Source organism: Propioniciclava flava (genome assembly GCF_004126535.1).
GTDB lineage: Bacteria > Actinomycetota > Actinomycetes > Propionibacteriales > Propionibacteriaceae > Propioniciclava > Propioniciclava flava.
The window spans coordinates 64,731-87,247 of record NZ_PPCV01000007.1; the positions used below are offsets into that span (position 1 = coordinate 64,731).

At 70.4% G+C, this 22,517-nt stretch carries 24 protein-coding genes; 5 read left to right on the plus strand and 19 right to left on the minus strand.

Going from position 1 to position 22,517, the window contains the following annotated elements:
- Positions 1-215: 215 nt before the first annotated feature.
- The 6 genes from C1706_RS10645 to C1706_RS10670 form a co-directional block, all read right to left on the minus strand.
- Entirely contained in the window at positions 216-734 is a 519-nt protein-coding gene (locus C1706_RS10645) for a DUF2703 domain-containing protein (RefSeq protein ID WP_129459224.1), read from the minus strand.
- Positions 731-2,500 (minus strand): arsenical pump-driving ATPase, encoded by a 1,770-nt coding sequence (gene arsA, locus C1706_RS10650; RefSeq protein ID WP_129459225.1) that lies wholly within the window; start codon positions 2,498-2,500, stop codon positions 731-733. Before arsA ends, C1706_RS10645 begins: the two co-directional genes overlap by 4 nt.
- A 36-nt stretch (positions 2,501-2,536) precedes the next feature.
- The gene (locus tag C1706_RS10655; RefSeq protein ID WP_129459226.1) at positions 2,537-2,773 is read right to left on the minus strand and encodes a thioredoxin family protein; all 237 of its coding nucleotides are present in this window, start codon (positions 2,771-2,773) and stop codon (positions 2,537-2,539) included.
- A 45-nt stretch (positions 2,774-2,818) separates the two neighbouring features.
- Positions 2,819-3,865: a permease gene (locus tag C1706_RS10660; RefSeq protein ID WP_206661092.1), complete on the minus strand. Its 1,047-nt coding sequence runs from the start codon at positions 3,863-3,865 to the stop codon at positions 2,819-2,821.
- Positions 3,862-4,182, minus strand: coding sequence for an ArsR/SmtB family transcription factor (locus C1706_RS10665; protein ID WP_206661093.1), 321 nt, complete (start codon positions 4,180-4,182; stop codon positions 3,862-3,864). The genes C1706_RS10660 and C1706_RS10665 overlap by 4 nt, the downstream gene beginning before the upstream one ends.
- A 64-nt stretch (positions 4,183-4,246) precedes the next feature.
- Positions 4,247-5,257, minus strand: coding sequence for a permease (locus C1706_RS10670; RefSeq protein WP_129459229.1), 1,011 nt, complete (start codon positions 5,255-5,257; stop codon positions 4,247-4,249).
- Positions 5,258-5,317: 60 nt separating this feature from the next.
- Between C1706_RS10670 and C1706_RS10675 the strand changes: the two genes are divergently transcribed.
- Positions 5,318-5,701, plus strand: a complete 384-nt coding sequence (locus tag C1706_RS10675; RefSeq protein WP_129459230.1) for an ArsR/SmtB family transcription factor — start codon at positions 5,318-5,320, stop codon at positions 5,699-5,701.
- Positions 5,702-5,801: 100 nt separating this feature from the next.
- On the opposite strand, the gene C1706_RS14990 is transcribed toward C1706_RS10675, so the two are convergent.
- Together C1706_RS14990 and C1706_RS10685 are read right to left on the minus strand one after the other, a co-directional pair.
- Complete coding sequence (locus tag C1706_RS14990; RefSeq protein WP_129459231.1) at positions 5,802-6,584, minus strand: rhodanese-like domain-containing protein; 783 nt, start codon at positions 6,582-6,584, stop codon at positions 5,802-5,804.
- On the minus strand, positions 6,545-7,105 hold the full coding sequence (locus C1706_RS10685; RefSeq protein ID WP_129459232.1) for a family 1 glycosylhydrolase: 561 nt from the start codon (positions 7,103-7,105) through the stop codon (positions 6,545-6,547). Before C1706_RS10685 ends, C1706_RS14990 begins: the two co-directional genes overlap by 40 nt.
- A gap of 247 nt (positions 7,106-7,352) precedes the next feature.
- On the opposite strand from C1706_RS10685, the gene C1706_RS10690 reads away from it, so the two are divergent.
- Together C1706_RS10690 and C1706_RS10695 are read left to right on the plus strand one after the other, a co-directional pair.
- Positions 7,353-8,618: an Nramp family divalent metal transporter gene (locus C1706_RS10690; RefSeq protein ID WP_129459233.1), complete on the plus strand. Its 1,266-nt coding sequence runs from the start codon at positions 7,353-7,355 to the stop codon at positions 8,616-8,618.
- The gene (locus tag C1706_RS10695; RefSeq protein ID WP_129459234.1) at positions 8,618-9,274 is read left to right on the plus strand and encodes a metal-dependent transcriptional regulator; all 657 of its coding nucleotides are present in this window, start codon (positions 8,618-8,620) and stop codon (positions 9,272-9,274) included. Before C1706_RS10690 ends, C1706_RS10695 begins: the two co-directional genes overlap by 1 nt.
- Positions 9,275-9,409: 135 nt before the next feature.
- On the opposite strand, the gene C1706_RS10700 is transcribed toward C1706_RS10695, so the two are convergent.
- From C1706_RS10700 to C1706_RS10735, 8 genes are all read right to left on the minus strand, one after another.
- On the minus strand, positions 9,410-10,375 hold the full coding sequence (locus tag C1706_RS10700) for a LacI family DNA-binding transcriptional regulator (RefSeq protein WP_164987522.1): 966 nt from the start codon (positions 10,373-10,375) through the stop codon (positions 9,410-9,412).
- Positions 10,376-10,379: 4 nt separating this feature from the next.
- A complete protein-coding gene (locus tag C1706_RS10705; protein WP_129459236.1) occupies positions 10,380-11,615 on the minus strand; it encodes an alkaline ceramidase in 1,236 nt (411 codons plus the stop codon).
- Positions 11,612-12,736 carry an N-acetylglucosamine-6-phosphate deacetylase gene (locus C1706_RS10710; RefSeq protein ID WP_164987523.1) on the minus strand — a complete coding sequence of 375 codons (1,125 nt, stop codon included), beginning with the start codon at positions 12,734-12,736 and terminating at the stop codon, positions 11,612-11,614. The genes C1706_RS10705 and C1706_RS10710 overlap by 4 nt, the downstream gene beginning before the upstream one ends.
- Positions 12,727-13,482 carry a sugar isomerase domain-containing protein gene (locus C1706_RS10715; RefSeq protein WP_129459238.1) on the minus strand — a complete coding sequence of 252 codons (756 nt, stop codon included), beginning with the start codon at positions 13,480-13,482 and terminating at the stop codon, positions 12,727-12,729. Before C1706_RS10715 ends, C1706_RS10710 begins: the two co-directional genes overlap by 10 nt.
- Positions 13,479-14,219: a 6-phosphogluconolactonase gene (locus C1706_RS10720; protein WP_129459239.1), complete on the minus strand. Its 741-nt coding sequence runs from the start codon at positions 14,217-14,219 to the stop codon at positions 13,479-13,481. The genes C1706_RS10715 and C1706_RS10720 overlap by 4 nt, the downstream gene beginning before the upstream one ends.
- A gap of 25 nt (positions 14,220-14,244) precedes the next feature.
- Positions 14,245-15,468, minus strand: coding sequence for an AGE family epimerase/isomerase (locus C1706_RS10725; RefSeq protein ID WP_129459240.1), 1,224 nt, complete (start codon positions 15,466-15,468; stop codon positions 14,245-14,247).
- Positions 15,465-16,988, minus strand: coding sequence for a sodium:solute symporter family protein (locus tag C1706_RS10730; protein WP_129459241.1), 1,524 nt, complete (start codon positions 16,986-16,988; stop codon positions 15,465-15,467). Before C1706_RS10730 ends, C1706_RS10725 begins: the two co-directional genes overlap by 4 nt.
- Before the next feature lie 239 nt (positions 16,989-17,227).
- Positions 17,228-18,727 (minus strand): carboxyl transferase domain-containing protein, encoded by a 1,500-nt coding sequence (locus C1706_RS10735; RefSeq protein ID WP_129459242.1) that lies wholly within the window; start codon positions 18,725-18,727, stop codon positions 17,228-17,230.
- Positions 18,728-18,854: 127 nt separating this feature from the next.
- On the opposite strand from C1706_RS10735, the gene C1706_RS10740 reads away from it, so the two are divergent.
- The gene (locus C1706_RS10740) at positions 18,855-19,055 is read left to right on the plus strand and encodes a TetR/AcrR family transcriptional regulator (RefSeq protein ID WP_129459243.1); all 201 of its coding nucleotides are present in this window, start codon (positions 18,855-18,857) and stop codon (positions 19,053-19,055) included.
- A gap of 17 nt (positions 19,056-19,072) precedes the next feature.
- Entirely contained in the window at positions 19,073-19,576 is a 504-nt protein-coding gene (locus tag C1706_RS10745) for a TetR/AcrR family transcriptional regulator C-terminal domain-containing protein (RefSeq protein ID WP_164987524.1), read from the plus strand.
- Here C1706_RS10745 and C1706_RS10750 read toward each other — a convergent pair.
- From C1706_RS10750 to C1706_RS10760, 3 genes are read right to left on the minus strand one after another with little or no spacing between them, the layout of a single operon-like run.
- On the minus strand, positions 19,573-21,021 hold the full coding sequence (locus C1706_RS10750; protein WP_129459245.1) for an ABC transporter ATP-binding protein: 1,449 nt from the start codon (positions 21,019-21,021) through the stop codon (positions 19,573-19,575). The two genes, C1706_RS10745 and C1706_RS10750, sit on opposite strands and share 4 nt — an antisense overlap.
- The gene (locus C1706_RS10755) at positions 21,018-21,791 is read right to left on the minus strand and encodes an energy-coupling factor transporter transmembrane component T (RefSeq protein ID WP_129459246.1); all 774 of its coding nucleotides are present in this window, start codon (positions 21,789-21,791) and stop codon (positions 21,018-21,020) included. The genes C1706_RS10750 and C1706_RS10755 overlap by 4 nt, the downstream gene beginning before the upstream one ends.
- Positions 21,791-22,408 carry an MptD family putative ECF transporter S component gene (locus C1706_RS10760; protein WP_164987525.1) on the minus strand — a complete coding sequence of 206 codons (618 nt, stop codon included), beginning with the start codon at positions 22,406-22,408 and terminating at the stop codon, positions 21,791-21,793. Before C1706_RS10760 ends, C1706_RS10755 begins: the two co-directional genes overlap by 1 nt.
- Between the last annotated feature and the right edge of the window lie 109 nt (positions 22,409-22,517).

Sequence of the window (22,517 nt, forward strand, 5' to 3'; positions counted from 1 at the left end):
CCTCTCGCCTTTCCTATGTCCGGGGCGTGTGGCGTGCTGCTGGCAAGGGCGAATGCGTCGCTGAGGTCGCCGGCGCTTCCTCTGGCTGGCCGGCATGTTCCCCACGTGTGGGGGTGTTCCCACGCATTCCCCACGAGTTCCCCACGCCGTGAGGGATGGGCTTGCGACCGCGTCCAGGGACGCCTTCCCGGACCGGTCTCGCTGGGTTAGGCCTCTCAGCAGCAGCCTGCCTTGGTTGCCAGCGGCAGTGAACGGTTCGGGAGGTCGGTGGGTTCGGCGGTGGGTCCGCAGCAGGTCTCAGTTGTGCCGGTGGTTTCCTGGGTGGGGTCGTCGTGTGACGCGCTGGGCTGGGCGAGCAGTTCGGCCGCGGCGAGGAGGCCGGCGCGGGTGATGAGGCCGGCGGGCACGGTTTCGTAGGTGGTGTCGTCGACGGTGATGGTGCGGCAGTCGTTGGGGCCGCAGACGTCGCAGCAGGGGCTCTGGCTGGTCGCGCCGCCGAGCCAGTCCTCGAGGGGTCGGCCCGCGATCAGGATGCGGTTGGACTCCAGTGGCGCCTGCTCGAACTGGGCCAGGTTGATGGTGGCCTCGGCCAGGCGCACGGTGATGCCCAGGGGGGCGAGGGCCGCGGTGAGGGTCGCGGCTGCCGTGCGTACCTCGCTGCCGGTGTCGCCGCAGCGGGGGCAGGTTTGGCCGGCGTCCACGAGGCGTTGCCAGGCGATGGTGAGGTCGGTCATGGGGTACTCCCGGTCATGGTGTGGGTGTCGGTGAGGGCGAGGAGTCGGGCGGCGCCCACGGGTTCGTCGAGCAGGACGGGCACGACGGCGACCCGGGCGGCCGTCTTCGTGACGGTGTCGATGGGGTCGGTCTCCAGGCGGGCGCGGCGAAGCAGCAGTGGGGCGGTCGGCCTGGCGGCGGTGAGCGATTGGTTGATGACCCACGCCCAGGGTGTGATGCCGGCGCGGGCGAGGTCGTCGCGGAACGCCATCGCCTCCAGCACCGGGGTCGGTTCGGGCAGGGTCACCATGACCAGGCGGGTGTAGTCGGGGTCCTGCAGGCGCATCAGCGGAGTGGTGAACCGGACGCCGGCCGCCATGGTCTTGACGGTGTCACGGTGGTAGGCGCCGGTGGTGTCCATCAGTAGCAGGGTGTGCCCGGTGGGTGCGGTGTCCATGACCACGAACTGGCGACGGGCCTGCCCGACCATTGAGGAGAACTGCTGGAAGACGGCGATCTCCTGGTGGCATGGGCTCTGCAGGTCCTCGGCGAGGGCGGCCAGCGCGTCGGCGTCCAGGCCCTGGCCCTGGGTGGCCATCACGTGGGCCCGGTAGTCGGCGATCGCCTGGGCGGGGTCGACCCGCGACAGCGTCAACGACGGCAGGTCGGGGGTCTCGGTGACGGTGGCGTCCAGGTGCGCCGCGGGGTCGGTGGTGGTCAAGTGGACTCGGTGACCGCGTGCGGCCAGCCCGACCGCGAGCGCCGCCGCGATGGTGGTCTTGCCGACCCCACCTTTACCCACACACATCACCAGCCCGTGACCGATGGCGGCGAGTTCGTCGACGAGGGCGTCCAGGCCCGGCAGTCCTCCGGCGGGCAGTGGGGCGGCGTCCGTCGGAGCCTCGGCGGTGTCTTCGGGTGACAGCAGTGCGCGCAGGGCGAGCACGCCGACCATGTTCACGGTCTTCAGCGGGATCCGGTCCTGTGGCAGGTCGGCGAGCGGGCCCGCGACGGCGGCGAGCACGGCCGTCTCGCGGGCGCGGGTCGCGGCGGTGAGAGGGTCGGGGTGGCCGTCGGCGGGCAGGACGGCGTTCACCACGAGGTGGGTGGCGTGGATCCCGATCCCGGCCAGTTCGGACGCCGTGCGCTCGGCCTCGGCGAGCGAGGTGGCCTGCGCCCGGGCCACCAGCACCAGCCGGGTGGTGGTGGGGTCGGTGAGGGCCGCCAGCGCGCGGGCGTACTGGTCGCGGTGTTTGTCCAGCCCCGACATCGGCCCCAGGCAGGACGCGTCGCCGCCCGAATCGATGAAGCCGGTCCAGTCGCCGGGCAGCTGAAGCAACCGGATGGTGTGTCCGGTCGGCGCGGTGTCGAACACCACATGGTCGTAGTGGGAGTCCTCCTCGGCCAGGAAGCCGGTGAACTCGTTGAACGATGCGATCTCGGTGGTGCACGACCCCGACAACTGTTCGGTGAGCGACGCGATCTCGCTGGCCGGCAGCGCGGCCCGGACGGGGCCGAGGATCCGTTCCCGGTACTGCTCGGCGGCCGATTCGGGGTCGATCTCCAGCGCGTCCAGGCCCTCGACGCCGACCACCGGGGTGACCCGGTTCCCGATCGGCTGGTCGAACACCTGGCCCACGTTGGAGGCGGGGTCGGTCGAGACCAGCAGCACCCGACGCCCCGCCCCGGCCAGGTGGACCGCCGTCGCGCACGCCAGCGACGTCTTGCCCACCCCGCCCTTGCCGGTGAAGAACACGAACCGTGGCATGTCCTCCAGGAACTTCATGGCAAACTCCCTCCAGCCGATCGCGGGGTCAGCCGGTCAGCGGCCGGCCAGCAGTTGGGCGATCTCGGCGGGCTTGGCGACCCGACCTGACAGCACTACCTGCTCGTCGACCACCAGGCCGGGGGTGCGCATGATGCCGTAGCCGGCGATGTCGGCGTAGTCGGTGACCTTCTCGACGCTGGCCTCCATTCCCAGAGACGCCAAGGCTGCGCGGGTGTTCTTCTCCAGGTTGACGCAGTTGGCGCAGCCGGGACCGAGGACTTTGATGTGCATGGTGTGTGACTCCTTCTTCGGGTGATGGTGGTGCTTCGGGTGGTTTCAGACGGGGAGGACGGCGTTGAACAGGTAGCCCACCGCGATGATCCCGGCGGCGACCACGGCAACGAAGGTGGCGATCAGTTTCGGTTTGAGCACGCGGCGCAGCAGGATCATCTCGGGCAGGCTGAGGGCGACCGTGGCCATCATGAACGCGAGCAGGGTTCCCATCGGGAGGCCCTTGTCGTGCAGGGCGTCGACCAGAGGCAGGACGCCGGCGGCGTTGGAGTACAGCGGGACACCGACGACGACCGCGATCAGGACGGCGAAGGGGTTGTCGCGGCCGGCGTAGGTGGCGAAGAAGTTCTCCGGCGCCCAGCCGTGGATGACCGCGCCGAGGCCGATGCCGACCAGCAGGTAGGGCCATATCTTGCGCAGGATTGTCCCGACCTCGTCGATGCCGAGTTGGACGCGGTCGGGCCACGTCAGGTGGGCGGTCGAGTCGATGACCTGGCCGCGGAGCCGGGTCTCGAACACGAACGGTTCCACCCAGCGTTCCAGGCGGAGGCGTCCGATCACCCAGCCGGCGACGATCGCGATGCTGACGCCCGCGGAGACGTACAGCAGGGTGGGGCCGGGGCCGAACAGGCCCAGCAGCAGCGCGATCGCCACCTCGTTGATCAGCGGGCTCGCGATCAGGAAGCTCATCGTCACCCCCAGGGGAACGCCGGCGGCGACGAACCCGATGAACGCCGGCACGGCGCTGCATGAGCAGAACGGGGTCACGATGCCCAGCAGCGCCGCCAACACGTTCCCGACACCCTCGCGCTTGCCACCGAGCAGCGCCCGGGTGCGCTCCACGCTCATGAACGACCGCAGGACCGTGACCACGAAGATGATCCCGGTCAGCAGCAACGCGATCTTGATCATGTCGTAGAAGAAGAACCACACCCCGGACCCCAGCCGGGACTCCAGATCCAACCCAGCGGCCTCGCCGATCAGCCACGTCCAGAACGGCTCGTTGACCCAGTACAAGGCCACCCATGCCACGGACGCCCCCGCGACCCCGAGGCTCAGCCGGAGCCCGGGGCGTCCCAACCTGGTCGTCACCGACATGACCCACACTCCGCCCGCGTAGCCGCGGCCACCGGCAGGGCGGCGTGCAGCCGCTCCAGGGCGTCCTCGGCCAGGGTGTAGTCCACCCATCGGCCCCGCCGGGCTGTGGTCACCAGGCCGGCCTCCCGCAGCATGCGCAGGTGGTAGCTCAGCAGGTTCGCCGGGATCGGCGGATCGAGTTGCAGGTCGCACACGCACCGCGTGCCGGATGCCGCCAGGCGGTTGAGCAGGGTCAGCCGCACCGGGTCGGCTGCGACCGCCAGCAGCGTCGCGGCATCCCGCGTCAGTTCAGCCTCAATTGATTCAACCACGCCTGAACTATGCTCCCGTGCGGCCGCCTGTGCAAGCAAGGCGACCCTCATCCGTCCTGCCGCGTCAGAGCCACAGCCCCGCGAGCCATCCGGCGGCCGTGGCAGTCACCAGCAGCGTGCCGATGACCAGCGCGACGATCCGCCAGCGGGCGATGACGAGCATGCCGCTGATGGCCCCGACGCTGGTGCCCGCGCCGGTGATGAGGAACGCGATGCCCGCTCCGGGGGCCATGCCGCCGTCCAGGAGGGTGGCCACCAGGGGCAGCGAGGCGTCGGTGTTGAGGTAGACCGGGACGCCGAGCAGGGCGGCCAGCGGGACCGACCAGACGGGGTTGCCCGCGCCGAGCCACGTGGTGAGGAGGCCCGTCGGCAGGATCCTGATGACCAGGTACCCCAGGGCGGCGAAACCCAGGAAGTACACGGCGAGCCGGCGGCCATTCGTGGCCAGGGCCACGCCGAACCGCCGCCAGGTGGCGGGTTCGGCGTCGACCACGGTGGCCGGCCGGGCGTCGATGACGGCCAGTTGTCGGGTCCCGCCGACGCGCGTCGTGCCCGGCGCCCCGGCGACGGCGTCCGTCTGGCAGCCGGTGTCGCAGCCACCGTCGGGCGTCGGGGTCGCCAGGCGGGCCTGTCCGGCGAGCAGCCCGTGGCGCTCCAGCCACCAGGCGGCACCGCCGCCGATCAGGCCGACGGCGATCGCCGCACCGAAGAACGTGGTCGCGAAGGCGGGCCCGAACAGCCCGACCGACCACACGTACTCCTGCGGACTGGTCAGCGGCGACGACACCATGAACGCCACCACCGGCGCCCACGGGACCGAGGAGGCCATGGCGCCCAGCACGACGGCGGTGGTACCACAGGAACAGAACGGCGTCAGCGCGCCCAGTGCGACGGCGCCCAGCACCGCCGCCCAGGTACGTCGCCGAAGCCAGCTGCCCAACCGGTCCGGTTTGACGTACACCTGCACGACGGAGGCCACCACGACACTCGCCAGCAGGAACGGCCAGTTGTGGGCCAGCGCGGTCGCCACATCGGTCGTGACCGCGACACCCAAATCTGTCAGGTGGTCGAGCATCTACCTCTCCAATCCATAGACACGCATCGATCGATCAATGCTGATGGATATGATAGACACATGTCTATGAGTGTTCAAGGGGTGGCGCCGCGGGTCACGTCGGTCGGTGACCTGTGCTGTTCACCGATCCTGCAGGCCCCCCTGCAGTCCGGCGATGCGCTGGCCCTGGCCGGGGCGCTGAAGGTGCTGGCCGACCCCGCGCGGTTGCGGCTGCTGAGCCTGATCCGAGCCGCGGACGACGGACGGGCGACCACCCGCGTCCTGGCCGATCAGGTGGGACTCACCCAGCCGACCGTCACCCATCACCTGGGTGCCCTGTTCGACGCCGGCTTCCTCGACCGGGAGCGGGCAGGCCGACAGACCTGGTACTCGGTGAACACCGACGGGCTGCGGGCGATCCAACAGCTCCTCGACCCGACACCTGTGGGAACTGTCGAGTCGTGAGGTAGGTGAGCGACAGCGTGCAGCCGCGATCGGACCGCGGCGAAGGAAGCTGCGGACACCTCTCCTTCAATCGGACCGATCGGGCTGACGCGGAGTGCGTTCAGCTGGTCAGTTCTGTCGCGAGTGCGTGCACCCGGTTGGCGATCTGGTCGCGGATGTTGCGGGTCCGTTCGTCGCCCTCGATGCCGTCGTCGGCCGGGTCGTGGATCGGCCAGCGCTCGACGCGGTCGGCCAGAGGCTCGGGTGGGTTCAGCTGGACGTCGGGGCCGATGAGGATGATGCGGTCGGCTGCGTCCAGCATGGCGGCCGTCACGGCCTTGGGGTGCTCCCCGGCGGTGCTGGCGCCCAGCTCGGCGACGATGCGCGCCGACGCGTCGTCGACGGCGTCGTCGGGTCCGGTGCCGGCCGTGGTCACCACGATCCGGTCGCCGTACAGGTGGCGCATCAGGGCCCCCGCCATCTGGGACTTGCCCGCGTTGTGCACGCACAGGAACAGCACATGGGGGAGGTGGCTTGGCTTGATCGTGCTCGGGAGGGAGATCGCCCTCTGCATCTGGCGGGTGTGGGTCTGGTAGGTGCTGTTGCCGCCCGACAGGTTCATCACCTCAGCGAGGCCGAGGGCGAGCAGGACGTTCTGGGCGGCGTTCCCGGTCACGCCCTTGTTGCAGTACGTGACCGTCGGCGCCTGTGGGTCGAGTTCGCCGACGCGCCGCCGCAGGTCTGCCAGCGGGATGTTCACCGCCCCGGGCAGGTGGCTCTTGGCGTAGTCCTTCGCGGCGCGCACGTCGACGATCTGGATCCGCTCGCCTCGCGCCAGCCGCTCATCGAGGTCGGTGGGCGATATCAATGGAGCTCGTCCGCGGACGGCGGTCTCGAGCGCCATACCCGTGTAGTGGACCGGGTCCTTCGTGGTGGCGAAGGGCGGTGAGTAGGCGAGGTCGAGGTGGAACAGGTCAGCGACGGTCGCGCCGAAGGTGATCGCGGTGGCGAGCACGTCGATGCGCTTGTCCACTCCACAGCCAAGGCCTGAGGCAGGTCGAAGTGGAACATCGTCACGATCGGGATGATGTCGTGGGCCAGCAGTTCGTCGATCAGCCGGTGATAGAAGGCGATACCCGCCGGATTCTCGGCCTCGTCGCCGTCCGGGACGATGCGCGTCCACGCGATCGAGAAGCGGTAGGCCTTCAGCCCCATCTCCGCCATCAAGGCGACGTCTTCGACGTAGCGGTGGTAATGGTCGGCTGCGACGCGATAGTCGGTGGTCCCCTCGGGGTAGTGGGTGCGGGCGTCCTGAACCGAAGGTCCCTTCCCGTCCTCGTCCCAGGCCCCCTCGACCTGGTAGGCCGACGTGGACGCGCCCCACAAGAACCCCTCCGGGAACGGGGGAACGGCGGCGTACTGCATGAGTCTGCTCCTTCTGGCTGGGTCGACCGGTCGCTTTTGGGCAACAAAAAAAGGACCCGACCCGGACGACGTGAATCGACCAGAGCCTGAGTCCTTGCCTCATCGCTGAGTGACATGCCCAATGCTCGCCCCCGAAGGGACTGAGGCCTTCGTAGGGGCAGGTGGCGGCGGCGTCAACGGTGTTCGCGATTGTCCTTGCAGCGGAGAGCAGCCTCGAACGCGCCAAAGTTAACGTAGATTAACTCTCATGACGGCCGATCCCTCGTTCACCCGCAGCGACCCTGCTCCTGAGGTCGCCGCACGGCCGACGCATCGCGTCCGCACGTGGTTATGGGGGCCCGCGTTCGTTGCGGCGATCGCCTACGTCGACCCGGGCAACGTGGCCGCCAACCTGACGGCAGGCGCCCGCTACGGATACATGCTCGTGTGGGTCCTGGTCGCGGCCAACATCATGGCCTTGCTGGTGCAGTACCTGTCGGCCAAGACGGGGCTGGTGACAGGGCAGAGCCTTCCCGAACTGCTGGGGCGTCGGATGCGACGCGGCCCGCGTATCGCGTTTTGGCTCCAAGCCGAACTGGTCGCCGCCGCCACCGACCTCGCTGAGGTCATCGGCGGGGCGATCGCGCTCAACATCTTGTTCGGCGTCCCCCTGCTGTGGGGCGGCGTCATCGTCGGGGTCGTCTCGATGGCCCTGTTGTCGGTGCAATCCCGGCACGGCCAGCGCCCCTTCGAGTTCGTCGTGATGGGGTTGCTCCTCATCATCACCATCGGCTTCATGGCGGGGTTGTTCGTCAGCGATGTGTCGTGGGGGGACGCCGCCGCGGGCCTGCTGCCCCGCTTCCGCGGCTCCGAATCGGTGCTGTTGGCCGCCAGCATGCTCGGTGCGACCGTCATGCCTCACGCCATCTATGTGCACTCGGCGCTGGCGCGCGACCGGCACGGCCACCAGCCCAACGAACTGCCCCGCCTGCTGAGCGCCACCCGCTGGGACGTCACCGCGTCCATGATCGTGGCGGGCGCAGTCAACATCGCGATGCTGTTGCTTGCCGCCGCGAGCCTGCAAGAGGCGACCGGCACCGACTCCATCGAAGGCGCCCACGCGGCCATCAGTTCCACGCTGGGACCGCTCGTCGGGACGCTGTTCGCGATCGGGCTGCTGGCCTCAGGGCTGGCGTCCACCTCGGTCGGCTGCTACGCGGGCGCCACCATCATGTCCGGCCTGCTGAAGGTGCGCGTCCCGATGCTGGCCCGCCGCGCCATCACCTTGATCCCCGCCCTGGTGATCCTCGCCACGGACGTCAACCCGACATGGGCGCTCGTCCTCAGCCAGGTCGTTTTGAGCCTCGGGATCCCCTTCGCGCTGGCCCCGCTCGTGCGGCTCAGCGGCGACCGCACCCTGATGGGCCGTTACGCCAACCAGCCTGCGCTACAAATCATCTCGTGGGTCGTCGTGGCCCTGATCGTCGCCCTCAATGTGGCGCTCATCGTCTTGACGCTAGGCGGGCTGGCCTAATGGATGCCGACGCGCTCTCCCCGGTCGCCCAGGACTACCTCAAAGTCATCTGGTCGGCCGTCGAATGGGGCGACGCACCGATCACCACCACCGGGCTCGCCGAACGCTTCGGGACCAGCCGCGCCAACGTGTCCGACGTCATGCGCCGCCTCCAAGCCCAAGGCCTCGTGGAGTATCAGCCCTACCATCCGGTCACCCTCACCCCCACAGGGGAGCGGCTCGCCGTCGCGATGGTGCGCCGCCACCGGCTGATCGAGCAGTTCCTCGCCGAAGTGCTGCACTACGGCTGGGATGAAGTCCACGATGACGCCGAGCGTCTCGAACACGCCGTGTCGCCCCGGTTCCTGGCGAGCATCGACGCCCTCCTGGGTCATCCCACCACCGATCCGCACGGCGATCCCATCCCCACGCGTGAAGGCCGCTGGCATGTGCCCGATGAAACGCTGATACTCAGCGAGGCCGAACCTGGCACGTATAGGGTGGTTCGAGTCTCGGACGCCGACCCGGACGCACTCGCTCGGCTGCGGGTTGCTGGTTTGCGACCTGGAGCCACGGTCGTCGTTGGATCCTCGACCGTGGACGTCATCGATGCTACGGGACGGCCTGCCGGCGTCGTTCCCGGTGATGGGGCCATGGTGCGGGTTCGTTCTACTTGAGTGGGGATGCGGGGCAACTTGGAATGTGGCACGTCTCCACGAATGCGAAATCGGAAGATGTCGATCGTCGATTCCAGCCAAGCACTCCCCAGCGACGATTCCGTCGCTCGGGGTGTAACCACGAAGGCGGCGCGATCAAGTGGTCTCTCGAAGCATGAGCGTCCCGGGGAGAAGGATGCGGGTCTCACGAACCCCTTCATCTGTAGCCGAAGCGAGGAGTGACACTGCCTCGATCATGGCCTCAGTCCCGCGCAACCGGATAGTCGATAGGCGCGGATTTGTCTGGATCGGCAAGGCATCGTCGCAGCCTAAAAGATATCCGTCCCTTGGGATCGCGATGCCACGATCCGCGAGGCCGTCGAGGATGCCACAGGCAATGACGTCGTCGAACGCGATGATGGCGCTGGCGCCGAACGGTCCTGAAGCGGCCATGGTGCGAGCTTCGTGATAGCTGCCCGATTCGTCGCGCCGAAACTGCGTCGGCAGGCCTAGTTTTCCTGCGACGTTCTCCAGGGTGGAGCGGCGTTCGAACTCCGACCAGGAGCGATGCGGGCCACCCACATAGCAGAGCTTGCGGGCGCCTCGCTCGGCGAGGTGATGGACGCCCTGGGCCAAGGCGTCAGCCGATGAGACCAGCACCCGCGCGATTCCCTCGGTGTCGTTGTTCACGAGCACCAACGGAGTGGCCTGGGCTACATGACGCAGTTCCTCCGGGGTGAGCCGGGAGGACGCGATGATCAGGCCTTCGCAGTGGGGCGCCAGGGAGGCGATGTGGGCTCGCTCGCGCCCGGGCAGCGAGTTGCTTTCGGCGACCATCACGTTCAGGCCGCGCTCCTCGGCGGCCCGCTGCGACGCCCGGACCAGCGGCGGGAAGAACGGGTTGGTGATGTCGGGAACGATCAGCCCGAGCATCCCTGTCTTGCCGGTCACGAGTGCGCGGGCGTGCTGATTGGGCACGTACCCCATCTGCTCGGCGACCGCGGTGACGCGCGCGACCGTCGCCTCCCTGAGCAGGTGGGGCGCGTTGAACGCCCGCGACACCGTGGACGCCGACACCCCGACGGCGCGGGCCACCTCCTGGATGGTCGACCGTCCGGGCATCGGATCACACCCCCAGCAGGCGCAGGGCCGCCGCGGTGAGGCTTTCGGCGGACCCGCGCGCGAAAGGGCCCGGCATGGCGTAGTACATGCAGGCATCCTCCACCTCGTACCCGCCCTCGGGGTAGGCCTCCCGGGTCGGGAGGTAACCCGGGACGCCGTCGCTGTAGGCGGCGACCATCACGCGCGGGCGCGCCGCGGCGATGCTCTCGGCGACGGCGAGGAACGGTTCCCCCGGCACGGTCACCAGCGCGGCCCCGCCCACATCGAGCAGCCCGACCCGGCCCGCCCACGGGCTCGCCTGGTCGGCGGGGCGTCGGTGCCGCGCCCAGTCGATCCAGATGTCGAGCACCGCGCGGTAGCCGTCGTCGGCGGAGGTCTGCGCCGCCAGCCACTCCTCGGCGCGGGCACCCAGGCTCGCGGCATCCACCGGGGCGTAGTCCAGCGTGACCTCCACGGCGGCGAAGCGGGCGGTGGCCGTCTCCAGGTCCTCCCAGAAGGCCGACGCCAGCGCGGAGGCCAGGCGTCCGCCCAGTTCGGCGGCCCGCGCGAACGTCCGTCCCGCGGCTGCGGCGGAACTGAAGGACGCCGCGGCCGCGTGGCCGGTGTTGACGTCCCCCGCCGCACCGGTCAGGAACAGGCACGGCGCCCCGGTCGTCTTCTCGACCCCCACCCGCAGCGGATGCACGTAGTCGGCGCTGACCAGGGTGTTCGACGCGTCCAGGACGACCGGGTGGCACGGATAGCTCGCCAGGGTCGCGATCACCTCCCCCTCGGCGCCGGTGAACCGCAGCGCCGTCAGTGGCGGGTCGATGGCCCGCTCGGGGTGACGACGGTCCTTCGCGACGCCGGTACCGCGCACCGACGTCCACGCGACCTCGGCCTCCCGGGCGCCCGCCGACGCCGACGCCAGCGCCCGGGAGGCTGCCGCGATGACGGCTGCGTGAACCGCCTCGTCGTGCCCTCCGGCCCGCCCGTGCCCTATCGCCGGGCCGCTGTGGGTGTGCACCGCGGACACCACGACGTCCGCCAGCCCGGACGCCTCCCGGATCGCCGCGCAGGTGTCCTCGTGCAGGACGCAGACGTCCACCGACACGACGCCGACGCCGTCGATCACCAGGGCGCGGACCGTGGTGGGATCGTGCACCCCGGTGCTGGCCGACAGCCGTCCGGCGAAGCCGCCCAGCGGCGTCCCGGCCGGGACCGGCACCTGAGCCACGGCCGCGCCGACGCGGACGCTCACGGCCGCACCCCCTGCCGCAGGACGTCGACGACGCGGCCCTGCTCATCCAGCAGCACCAGGTCGGCCCGGGCCCCCGCCTGGACGCGTCCGATGCGGGCGTCCCCGATGATGCGGGCGGGCGTGGCGCACGCCATCTCCACCACCGTCGGCAGCCCGAGCGGGGTGTGGGTGAGCACGAACGCGACGACTTCGGCGAGGTTGACCCCCGACCCGGCCAGCAGCGGGCTGTCCGCCATCGTGAGGCGGCCGTCCGGGTGGAGTTCGACGTCGCCGCCGACCGGCTGGTGGTAGCGGCCCGGGGCGGACCCGGCCAGGGCGACCGAGTCCGAGGCCAGGAACGAGCGGCCCGGGCCCTTCGCTCGCGCCATCGCCGTCAGCGTGTCGGCGGGCAGGTGGTGACCGTCGCCGATCAGCCCGGCGGTGAGCCGGTCGTCGGCCAGTTGCGTCCAGATCGGGTTCGGGTGCCGGGGCAGCGTCGCGAAGATGCCGTTGCCCAGGTGCGTGGACAGGGTCGCGCCCGCGTCGGCGGCCGCCTGGAGTTGCGCCGGGCTGGCGTGGGTGTGGCCGAGCGCGACCCGCACCCCGGACGCCACGATGGCCGCGATCTGCGCGGGTGCCCCCTCGGTGTGCGGGGAGACGGTCACGTAGCCCAGCGGGCCGTGGCCGGCCCAGCGGGCCACCTCGGCGGCGTCCACCGGGCGGATCTGCGCCAGGTCGTGCGCCCCGCGCGGCCCGTCCTCCCCCGACAGGAAGGGCCCCTCCACGTGCGCGAACGGGATCGCCGCGGCGACGACCGGGTCGGCACGCCGGGCGTCCTCGACGGCCCGCAGCGACGCGGTGATCGCCTCTTCGGTGCCGGTGATGATCGTCGGCACCCAGGTGGTGACCCCACGCCCGGCGAGGAGGTGCGTGATGCTCGCCACCGCGTCCGGGGAGGCATCGGCGCCGTTGACGTCGAAGCCGCCGTAACCGTTGACCTGCAGGTCGATCAACCCCGGGATCAGCCACGGCAGGCCCGGATCGCGGGCGGCGAGCCGGTGGACGGCGACGATGCCCTCGCCGTCGATCTCGGCGCGCAGCACCTGCCCGGTGGCAGGATCCCTCCCCTCGATCACAGACACCGGACCCGCCCCTTGAACCGCGCGATGAAGCGCTGATTGGCCTCGTCGCCGCCCGGCGCGTTGCCGCTGCGCCACATCGGCACCTCGACGCCGCGGTCCGCCAGCCGCTGCAGGGTCTCCAGCATGATCCAGTTCAGGGTGAACGAGTTGGCGAACGTCGAACTGGCGCCCGACTTCTCCAGCGCACCCTCCACCTGGATCAGGGCGTCCCCGATGGGCACGTGGGTGTTCACGTGCAGGTCGACCACCTCGTGCAGGTTCTTGCCCGAGGGGTGCCGCGCGGGATGATCGGGCGCGGTGGCATCGGCGTGCTCCCGGGACGACACCCCGATGGTCGTCACGCCCAGCTCGCGAGCCCGCAGCGCGGCGTCGATCAGGGCGGCGTTGATCCCGTAGGCATTGACCAGGATCAACACGTCGTCGGCACCCAGGGAGGCGTCGTCGATCACGATGCGGCCGTACCCGGGGGTGCGTTCGATCGCCATGGACCGCAGCGCCCCCGAGGAGAGCAGGGTGCCCTCGTCGAGGATCGCCGAGACGTGCATCAGGCCCCCGGCCCGGAAGAACACCTCCTGGCTGGCCAGGTTGGAGTGCCCGCCGGGGCCGTACACGTGCACGAGCCGGTCGGCCTCGATCTGGTCGGCCAGGGTGTCGGCGACGGCCGCGACGGCGTCCGGCTCGGTGTCGAGGATCTGCTGCATCAGGCCGGTGGTGGCCGCGAAGTACTCCCGTCCGAGATCGCTCATGCGCCAGCCGCCTCACGGTCGACGTGCAGTTCGGCGGCCGGGTGCAGCTTCAGCGCCGTCCCCGGGATGTCCGGGGTGGGATCGGAGGCGATCGTGGCCGCGACGGCGTCCTTCTTGGCCGCCCCCAGCACCGAGCAGATCACCACCGACGCGTTCAGCAGCCGCGGGATCGTGACGGTCAGCGCATGCTCGGGCACCGCATCCAGGCTGGGGAAATGCCCCTCGTCGACCTGCTGCTGCCGGGAGGCGACCGTGAGGTCGACCACCCGGACGGCTCGCGGTTCGGCGAAGTCCGCGGGCGGATCGTTGAACGCCAGGTGCGCGTTGACGCCCAGGCCGCACAAGGTGACGTCGAAGGGCTCCTCGCCCATCAGGGCCGCGTAGTCCGATGCCGCCTGCTCACCCGGTGCGCCGGGGTCGAGCCGGTGGAAGGTGGGCGTCCCGGGGGCCAGGTCGAAGAAGTGCGACACCAGCCAGTTCCCGAACCCCTGCGGGGCGTCGGGGGCCAAGCCCAGGTAGTCGTCCATGTGGAAGAACGTCACGCGGTCGAAGTCGACGTCTGCTCGCGCCAAGGCGGTCAGCGTCGGCGTCTGGCTGGGCGCGGCCGCCAGCATGACGCGGGCGGAGCCGTGGTCGGCGATCGCGGCGTTGATGGCCGCGGCAGCTCTCGCGGCGGTCACCTCGCCGAGATCCTCCAGCGACGGGTGGACGGTGACGTCCAGGGGATGCGTGCTCATGGGTTTTCCTTTCGTGGGTGCAGGCTCAGGCCGTGAGCCGGTTCATGAAGATGAGGGCGCGGGCGATGTGGAACGGATCTTTCACCGGCAGCGCCACGACACGGTTGAGCGGGTCGCCCGCCCGGTCGCGGATCTGCAGCCACTCGCCGCCCGGTTCGGGGAAGACGCGCATCGTCCACTCCTGGACGCGGGCCGCCGCGTCCGCGAGCGCCGGGCTGTGGGGGGCGTAGCGGGTGAGTGCGTACAGCGCCTCGGCGTGGACCCACCACAGTTTGGTGTCCCACGTGTCGCGCACCAGTGCCTCATACGGCGAGCCCGCGACGGTTCGGCCGTGCGGGGCGCCGCCGTCGCGGTCGACGTAGCGCAGCACCCCGCCCAGGTCGGCGTCCCAGCCGAGGCTGGCCGCCCGCTCGGCATAGGCGAGGCGGGCCTGCGCGGTGAGGACGCCGAAGCCCGGATCCTGTTCGCCCGCGTGCTCGATCATCCACAACAGCTCCAGGAGGTGACCGGGAGTGATGTGCCGGGCCAGGAGCGTGTCGTCGAGCCCGTCGCGCAGCGGGGCGAACTCCCGCCACAACCCGTCGACCAGATGCAGCCGCTCCACCTGGGCCCCCGCCCCGTCGCGGACCTCCCGGGCCATCGGCGGGTGCTCGGGGATGCGTAGCAGTTCGGCGGAGACGTGCAGCAGCGTCATCGGCCCGGCCAGGTCGGTGAACCCCTCGGGTACCGGGTAGGGCTCGCTGACGGCCGTGCGGGCGACGAGCGCGTCGCGGGCCGTCATCAGGATGCGGGTCGCCGCCTCCAACCAGGCACCGCGGCGAGGATCGCCCGCCGGAAGCTGCCGCAGGCCCGCGGACAGCCCCAGCACGACGAACAGGTCGGCGAACACGCTGGTGGCGCTTTCCCCGGCGGCGTCGGTCACGGGCTCGCCCGCCTCGGTGACCCGGAAGTGGGTGCGCCCGTCGGGACGCACCGCCTCGGCGATCATCCGGGCGCTCGTGTCGAGGCAGCGGCGCCGCCAGGTGGCGGCGTCCACGGGGAGGCGGCCGGCGTCCGCCTCGTCTGCCAGTTCCCCGGCCAGCCACGCCCAGCGTCCCTGCGACCAGGTGAATCGATCGGAGGAGACGAGGACGCCGTCGTTGTCGAAGCCGGTCCGGACGCCGCCGCGCGCGTCGTCGGCCCCGTGGGCCTCCCACCAGGGGAGGACGTCCTCCACCAGGTGAGAGGCCCAACGATGCTGCTGCGTCATGCCGCCGCACCCTCGGCGTCGGCGGCCTCGGGCAGATCGGTGGACAGCGAGTCGATCAGCGCGTCCGTCTCCGGGGTGTTCTCCGGCTTGAGGAAGCCGATCCCGACGAACAAGACGATGGAGACCAGCACCGGTGTCGCGACGGTCCACGCCTGGGAGTTGTCGCCGAGCGTCTTGACCCAGTCGGCGATCGCCCAGCGGTTGAGCGCGAACATGAGCAGGCCGCCCGCGGTGGAGATGAGCGCCGCGGAGGAGCCGGAGCGACGGAATGCGGGCAGCATGCCGAACAGCATCGGCACCGCGACCGGGCCCACCAGGGCGCCGAACCACAAGATGAGCAGTCCCAGGACGCCGCCGAAGCTGTCCGAGGTCAGCGCGATGATCATCGAGAAGGTGATGAACAAGAACGTGATCAGGCGGCTGAAGAACAGTTCGCTCTTCTCCGGCAGGAACGACTTGCCCTTGCGGAATTGCGGGATGATGTCGCGGACCACGACCGACGCGATGGCGTTGGAGTCCGACGAGGTCATGGCCATGGTGTGGGCGAACATGCCGGCCAGCACCAGGCCGATGAGGCCCTGGGGCAGCAACTGAGTCGCCAGCAGCGCGTAGGACTGATCGGGCTGGGCGAGATCCGGCAGGATCAGCGGCGCGGCCCACATCGGGAAGAACAGCACCAGGGGCCAGATCAGGTACAGGGCCCCGGACAGGATCAGGGAGCGCTGTGCGGCGCGGCCGTTCTCGGTGGCGATCATCCGCATGGCCAAGTTCCAGGTTCCGCCGTTGTAGGACAGCGTCGCGATGACGATGTAGGCGGTGAAGAAGCCCAGCGTCAGCGTCCCGTTGAACGGCAGCGCATGGTCGGGCGGCAACTGCTGCCACATGGTGATCGGGGTGGTGATGCCGTCGAGCCGCATCATGACGGCGATGGCCAGGGCGATCGCCGCGACGAACTGGATGACGAACTGCCCGAAGTCGGTCAGGACGTCGGCCCAGATGCCGCCGATGGTGGAGTAGAACATGGTGACGCCGCCGACCAGCAGGATGCCCCACACCATCGGGACGCCCGCGAACACGTTGAGCAGGATCGCCGAGGCGGTCCACTTGGCGGCCACGTCGAAGATCTTCAGCAGCGCGCCGGACCAGGCGAGCAACTGCTCGGTGGCCACGTTGAAGCGGGTCGCCAGGTACTCCAGCGGCGAGATGATGCCCAGCCGCTGCCGCAGGCGCGGCCAGCGGGGGGCGAAGAAGATGGTGCCGATGACGCAGGCCGCCGTGATCGACAGCGCCCACCACACGTAGACGGCGAAGCCGGTGGTGTAGGCCAGCGCGGCGTAGCCGACGAAGACGGCCGCCGAGTAGCCGGACATGTGGTGGGAGATGCCCACCAGCCACCAGGGCACCTTGCCGCCCGCCACGAAGAAGTCGGAGGCGTTCTTGATACGCCGCTTCGACCACCAGCCGATCCAGACCATCACCAGGAAGTATCCGGCGATGACCACCCAATCCAGTGTGCCCATGGTGTCCCCCTCTGCCAGGTTCGACCCGCTTCGCTGCGGGTCACTTTCGGCGGACTCTGACATGCAAACGTTTGCACGCCAACCCCCTCGCGAGAAGCTGTTACATGCTCGTCAAATACGGTCTTTTCGCGCGGCGATGCGGCCCCGCGAGGGGGCTGGTGTGGCGTCGGGGCCCCGTCGACGGACGGGCGACTGATGGGCCCGCCACCGGGATCGGCCCCTTGGAGTGGAACGAATCCTTAGCGAGAGTGGCCGTAGCGGCGAGGTCGTAGGGCGATGCGCTCGTGCGGGGCCACGGCGGACGCCGGCGCCGCCTGGTCGGCCAACGCCGCCGCGAGGGTGGCGGCGAACCGGTCGTGATCGGGGTCATCGGGGATGATCGCGTCCACGATCCCGGCATCGCGCAGGTCCCACGCGGTGATGCCCTGGGCGTTCGCCGAGGTGGCCGCGAACGAGGTGTCGCCGTGGTGGGTGATCGCGCTCGCGCCTTCGGGTGGCAGCGGAGCGAGCCAGGCGTGCTCGGTGGCCAGGACGCGGTCGGCGGGCAGCAGCGCCAGCGCCCCACCGCCGGTGCCCTCGCCCAGCAACAGCGACACCAGCGGGGCGGGGGAGGCCAGCAGGTCGGCCAGGCAGCGGGCAATCTCGGCGCCCAGCCCACCCTCCTCGGCCTCGGCGGACAGGATCGCGCCCGGGGTGTCGATGACCGTGATCAGCGGCAGCGACAACTCACCCGCCAGCCGGAAGCCGCGCCGGGCGGCGCGCAGTTCGTCAGGCCCCAGCGGGGTGTGCTCGCGCTGGGAGTCACGTTCCTGCCCGACGATGACGCACGACATGCCGCCGAGGCGGGCCAGCGCCACCACCAGGCCGGAATGCCGGGCGTCCACGACGGTGCCCAGCAAGGGGACGAACCCGGTGGCGGCCTTGGCGATCAGCGACTCCAGGCCGAAGCGTCCCGGCTCGCGGGTGCGCTGTACCGAGTCCCAGGCGTCCCCGACGGGGCGCATGGGCGCGGCATCGGGCAGCAGACGCCCGTGGGGCTCCGACGCCGAGCTTGCACAGGCGGGGGTCGCCAGGATGTCGAGGATGCCCGCCAGGTGCGCGGCCAACGCGTCGGGGGCGACGACGTCGTCGATCAGCCCGTGGCGCAGCAGGTTCTCGGCGCGCTGGATGCCGGGTGGGAACGCGACCCCGTGCAACGCCTGGTAGACCCCGGGCCCCAGGAACCCCAGCAGCGCGCCGGGCTCTCCGATGGTCACGTGCCCCAGGGACGCCCAGGAGGCGAACACCCCGCCCGTCGTCGGATGCCGGGCGTAGACGAGGTAGGGGACTCCCCACTCCTTGTGATCGACGATCGCCGCCGTGATCCGGACCATCTGCACGAACGCGAGGGTGCCTTCCTGCATGCGCGTGCCCCCGGACGCCGGGGCGGCCAGCAAGGGCAGCCGCTCGTGCGTGGCCCGCCGGATCGCCGCCTCGACCCGATCAGCGGCGTCCACCCCGATCGAGCCGCCCAGGAAGCCGAACTCGCTGACGATCAGCGCCACCGGGTGCCCGCCGATCCGGCCCTGCCCGGTGATCACCGCCTCGTCCTCGCCCGTCTCGGAGCGGGCCCGCGCGAGGGCCTCGCGATACTCCCGCGCAGCCTCCGCGCGGAACCGGATGGGGGCGTCCCAGCTCACCCAACTGCCGGGATCCAGGACGGCGTCGAGGAAGGCGCGTGCCGTGAGTCGTCCGGCCATGGTGGTCTCCCGACGTCGAGAGCCCCGGCGCCGCTGCCGGTGCTCGTGGGCAGCCTAGCGGCCTGAGGGCCTTCGGCCGTGGTGTGGGAGGCGTCCGTGAGGGCCGTGAGCGTGCGAGAGTGGAGGGATGGCGCGCATCGGCTCAGGGCACAAGGGGCTCACGCCCGAGCGCGTTATCGACGCGGCGACCGAACTCACCCGCGAGGTGGGCTTGGATGGCTGGTCCATTCGTGACCTGTCCGCGCGGCTGGGGGTCGCGCCGTCGTCGATCTACCACCACGTGGGGGACCCCGTGCCGCGGTCGTGCGGCGGGTCATCGGCGGGCTGACGGTGCAGTTTCCCCTCGTGGATCCCGATCTGGACTGGCGGGTGTGGTTCGAGGAGACCCTGCTGGGCGTCCGGGACACCTTGCGTGGCTATCCCGGCGTGGCGCGCTGGTTCATGATGCGCGGGCCCGCCCTGCCCGAGACCGCCCCCATCGCGGACGCGGGCATGGCGGCCCTGGCCAGGGCCGGATTCGGGGACCGGGCCGGGTTCGCCTACGCGGTGATGTTCAACCAGGTCGTCGGGTCGGTCGCGTTCGGCGACGACCGCGACAGCGGCGGTTCCGACGCCGACCCGCACGATCGTGCCGCCCTGCTGGCCGGACTGGACGCCCAAGCACAGTCCAGCCCCGGGGTGGCGACGCTCGTGCGGACGCTGGTCCACCCGTTCGCCACGGACCCCGTCGCCGAGGGGCGCTTCACCCGGGACGCCCTGCGCGTCACCATGCGGGGGCTGGCCGCCGAACTCGCCGAGGCCACGCAGGCGACGAGCAGCGGTGAGGCCGAGGGCGAGCGGCGGACCTAGGCCGCCTCGCCTGACGCGCCCTCCCGGAGGAGCGGGCCAGCGGATACCACCCGGCCGCCTTCGAGGCGCACCAGGTAGTCCGCGCACGCCTCCACGAGTTCGTCGTCGTGGGTGACGACGATGACGAGCCGTCCGGCCGCGACGAGTTCCTCCAGGCGGGCCGCCACCTCCGCCATGTGCGCCAGGTCCAGGCCGCTGGTCGGCTCGTCGAAGATCACCACGTCGGCGTCGCTGGCCACCGCAGCGGCGATCGCGACCCGTTGCTTCTGCCCACCCGAGAGGCTCATCGGGTGACGTTCCGCCACAGCGGTCAGGTCGAGTCCGGCCAGGATCGTCGCGAGGTGGGCGTCGTCGGCGTCGGGGGCGCTCAGCCGGATCTCCTCGGTCACCGATTCGGTGAACAGCTGGTGGTTGACGTCCTGCATGACAAGAAACGACGTTGCCAGCCGGGCTTTGCGGTCGCGCCGGGCGCCGTCGATGGCGAGGATGCCGGGCGCCTTCTTGTCCAGGCCCACCAGCGCGCGGGTGAGCGTCGATTTTCCTGCCCCATTGGGGCCGGTGATGGCGACGGTGCCGTGGCGGGGGAGCGTGAGGGACGCGATGTCGAGCGCCGGTGCCTTCGCGCCGGGGTAGGTCTTGACGAACCCGGTGAGTTCCACGACGTCCTCGCCCGCGGGTGCGGCGAGAGGCTGCGGCGGGGGAAGCGGGTGAGGGGAGCGCAGCCCGAAGGACGCGGCGGTGGCGGCGTCCATGGCGGACATGTCGGCGGCGCTGAACTCGCGGGTGACCTGTCCGTTCTCCATGAGCAGCCAGCGGTCGGCGAGGCCTTGGAGGTAGTGCAGGCGGTGCTCGGCCACGACGACCGTGCAGCCGGCGCCCTTCCATCCGGCGATCAGACCACGCAGGTCGGCGATGGTGGCGGCGTCCAGGTTGGAGGACGGTTCGTCCAGCACGAGGACGCGGGGGCGCGAGACCCACACCGACCCGCAGGCCACCTTCTGCTTCTGGCCGCCCGAGAGCTGGAAGATGGAGCGATCCATGAAGGCGTCCAGGCCGAGCTGCTGCGCCGATTCGGTCACCCGGGCGAGGATCTCGTCGCGGTCCTGGCCCAGGTTCTCGGCGGCGAAGGCAAGCTCGCTGCCCACGTCGACGGTGAAGAACTGGCTGCGCGGATTCTGAAAGACGGACCCGACCACGTCGGCGGCCTCGGCGGGCGGCGTGTCGGCCACGACTCGGCCGGCGACGCTCGCCTCCCCGGAGAGATCACCTTCGAAGAAGTGGGGGATCAGGCCGTTGACCAGGCGGGTCAGCGTGGTCTTGCCACACCCCGAGGAGCCGGTCACGACGATGACCTCACCGGCGGCGGCGTGCAGATCGACCCCGGACAGCCCGGCCCCCTCCTCGCCGTGCTGGTAGCGGAAGTGGACGTTGCGGACCTCGATCATGCGCGCCACCCCCCGCCCAGCAGGGCGACGACCGGGATCAGGACGGCCACAGCCAGCAGCGCGTCGCGCCAGCCGAAGCCGGTGCGGCTCACGTGCGTGCGGGTGCGGGAGCCGCCCAGACCACGGGTGAGCGCGGACACGGTGAGCTCATCGCCGATGCGGACCAGCGACACCAGCAAGGGCACCACCCGGTACTCCAGCATCGCCAGCGGGCTCCGGACGCGCCCGCCGAAGCCGATGCCCCGCATCCGCATGGCGTCGGAGATGGAGCGGTGCTCCTGGGCGATGGTGGGCAGGAACCGCAGCACTACGGTGAACGGGATCACGACGGCGCGGGGGAGCCGCATCCGTTCCATGGCGGCGACGGCCTCGCTCACCTGGGTGCTGTACACCAGGTAGCTGGCCATCGCCACCAACGGGATGAACTGGACGACGAGGGTGCCGATTCCCCCGATCAGGGCGAGTTGCCCCGGGAGCAGGCGGGCGTACTGCACCAACACGAGCCCCACGGCGAAGGCGAGGCTGGTTGTCAACGCGGTGCGCACCCGTCCCACGCTGAGCCACAAGACCGCCACGATCCCCATTGCAAAACTGCGGGCGGTCCAGGCAGTGGCCGAGCCGTTGGTGCTGAGCGTGACCACGTTGATGGCGATCAGGGCGAAGGCTTTGGTGCGAGGGTCGAGCCAGGCCCGACCGCTGCGGCCGTTCAGCCAGGGCGCTGGAGTGGAGACCGCGGTGGTGGACAGCGCGGAGACGGATGCGAGGGACATCAGGCGATGCCGGCGCGCTCGAAGTGCTTGCGCAGGACGCCGCGGCCGAGGTAAGCGCCGATCAGGGTGCCGACGGCCACCTGGACCGGGATGGTGAACCAGAACCAGGACTGCATCAGCGACTTCACGGTGGTGACGTACTCCGTGCCGTAGGCAGGTTCGATGGCGGCCAGGTAGGCGTCCAGGTTGAGCATCATCGGCAGGTAGGGGCCGAAGATCCACAGGGAGAACACGAAGTAGCCCGCCAGGGTGTGCTTCCAACTGGAGTAGTTGCCAGCGCGGAAGATCAGGTCGGCGAGGAAGGCGACCAGCGGCGCGATGATGAGGGATTGCCAGCTGTGGCCGCCCCCGGTCATCACCAGGCCGACGAGCAGGCCGGTGATGGTGACCATGCCGAACTTCTTGACCCGGGTCAGGTAGAGCATGAACGGGATGCCGCCGACGATCGGGCACATCAGGGCGAGCAGGACCATGAAGATCGGGATGATGCCGAGCATCCCCGCGACGTAGAAGGCGACGATGTAGAACGCCGAGAAGACTCCGACGGTGATGAGGTCCTTGACGGTGAGCCGGCCTCCGGTGGTGGCGGTTGCGGGTGGTTGGTGCGTGGCGGACACGGGTTCTCCTTGGATGCGGTGGTGCGACAATCTCAGATGTTAGGTAAGGCTTACCTGACTAAGTACCACTCTGGCACACTGTCTCACGTCTGTGACAATGTACTACATA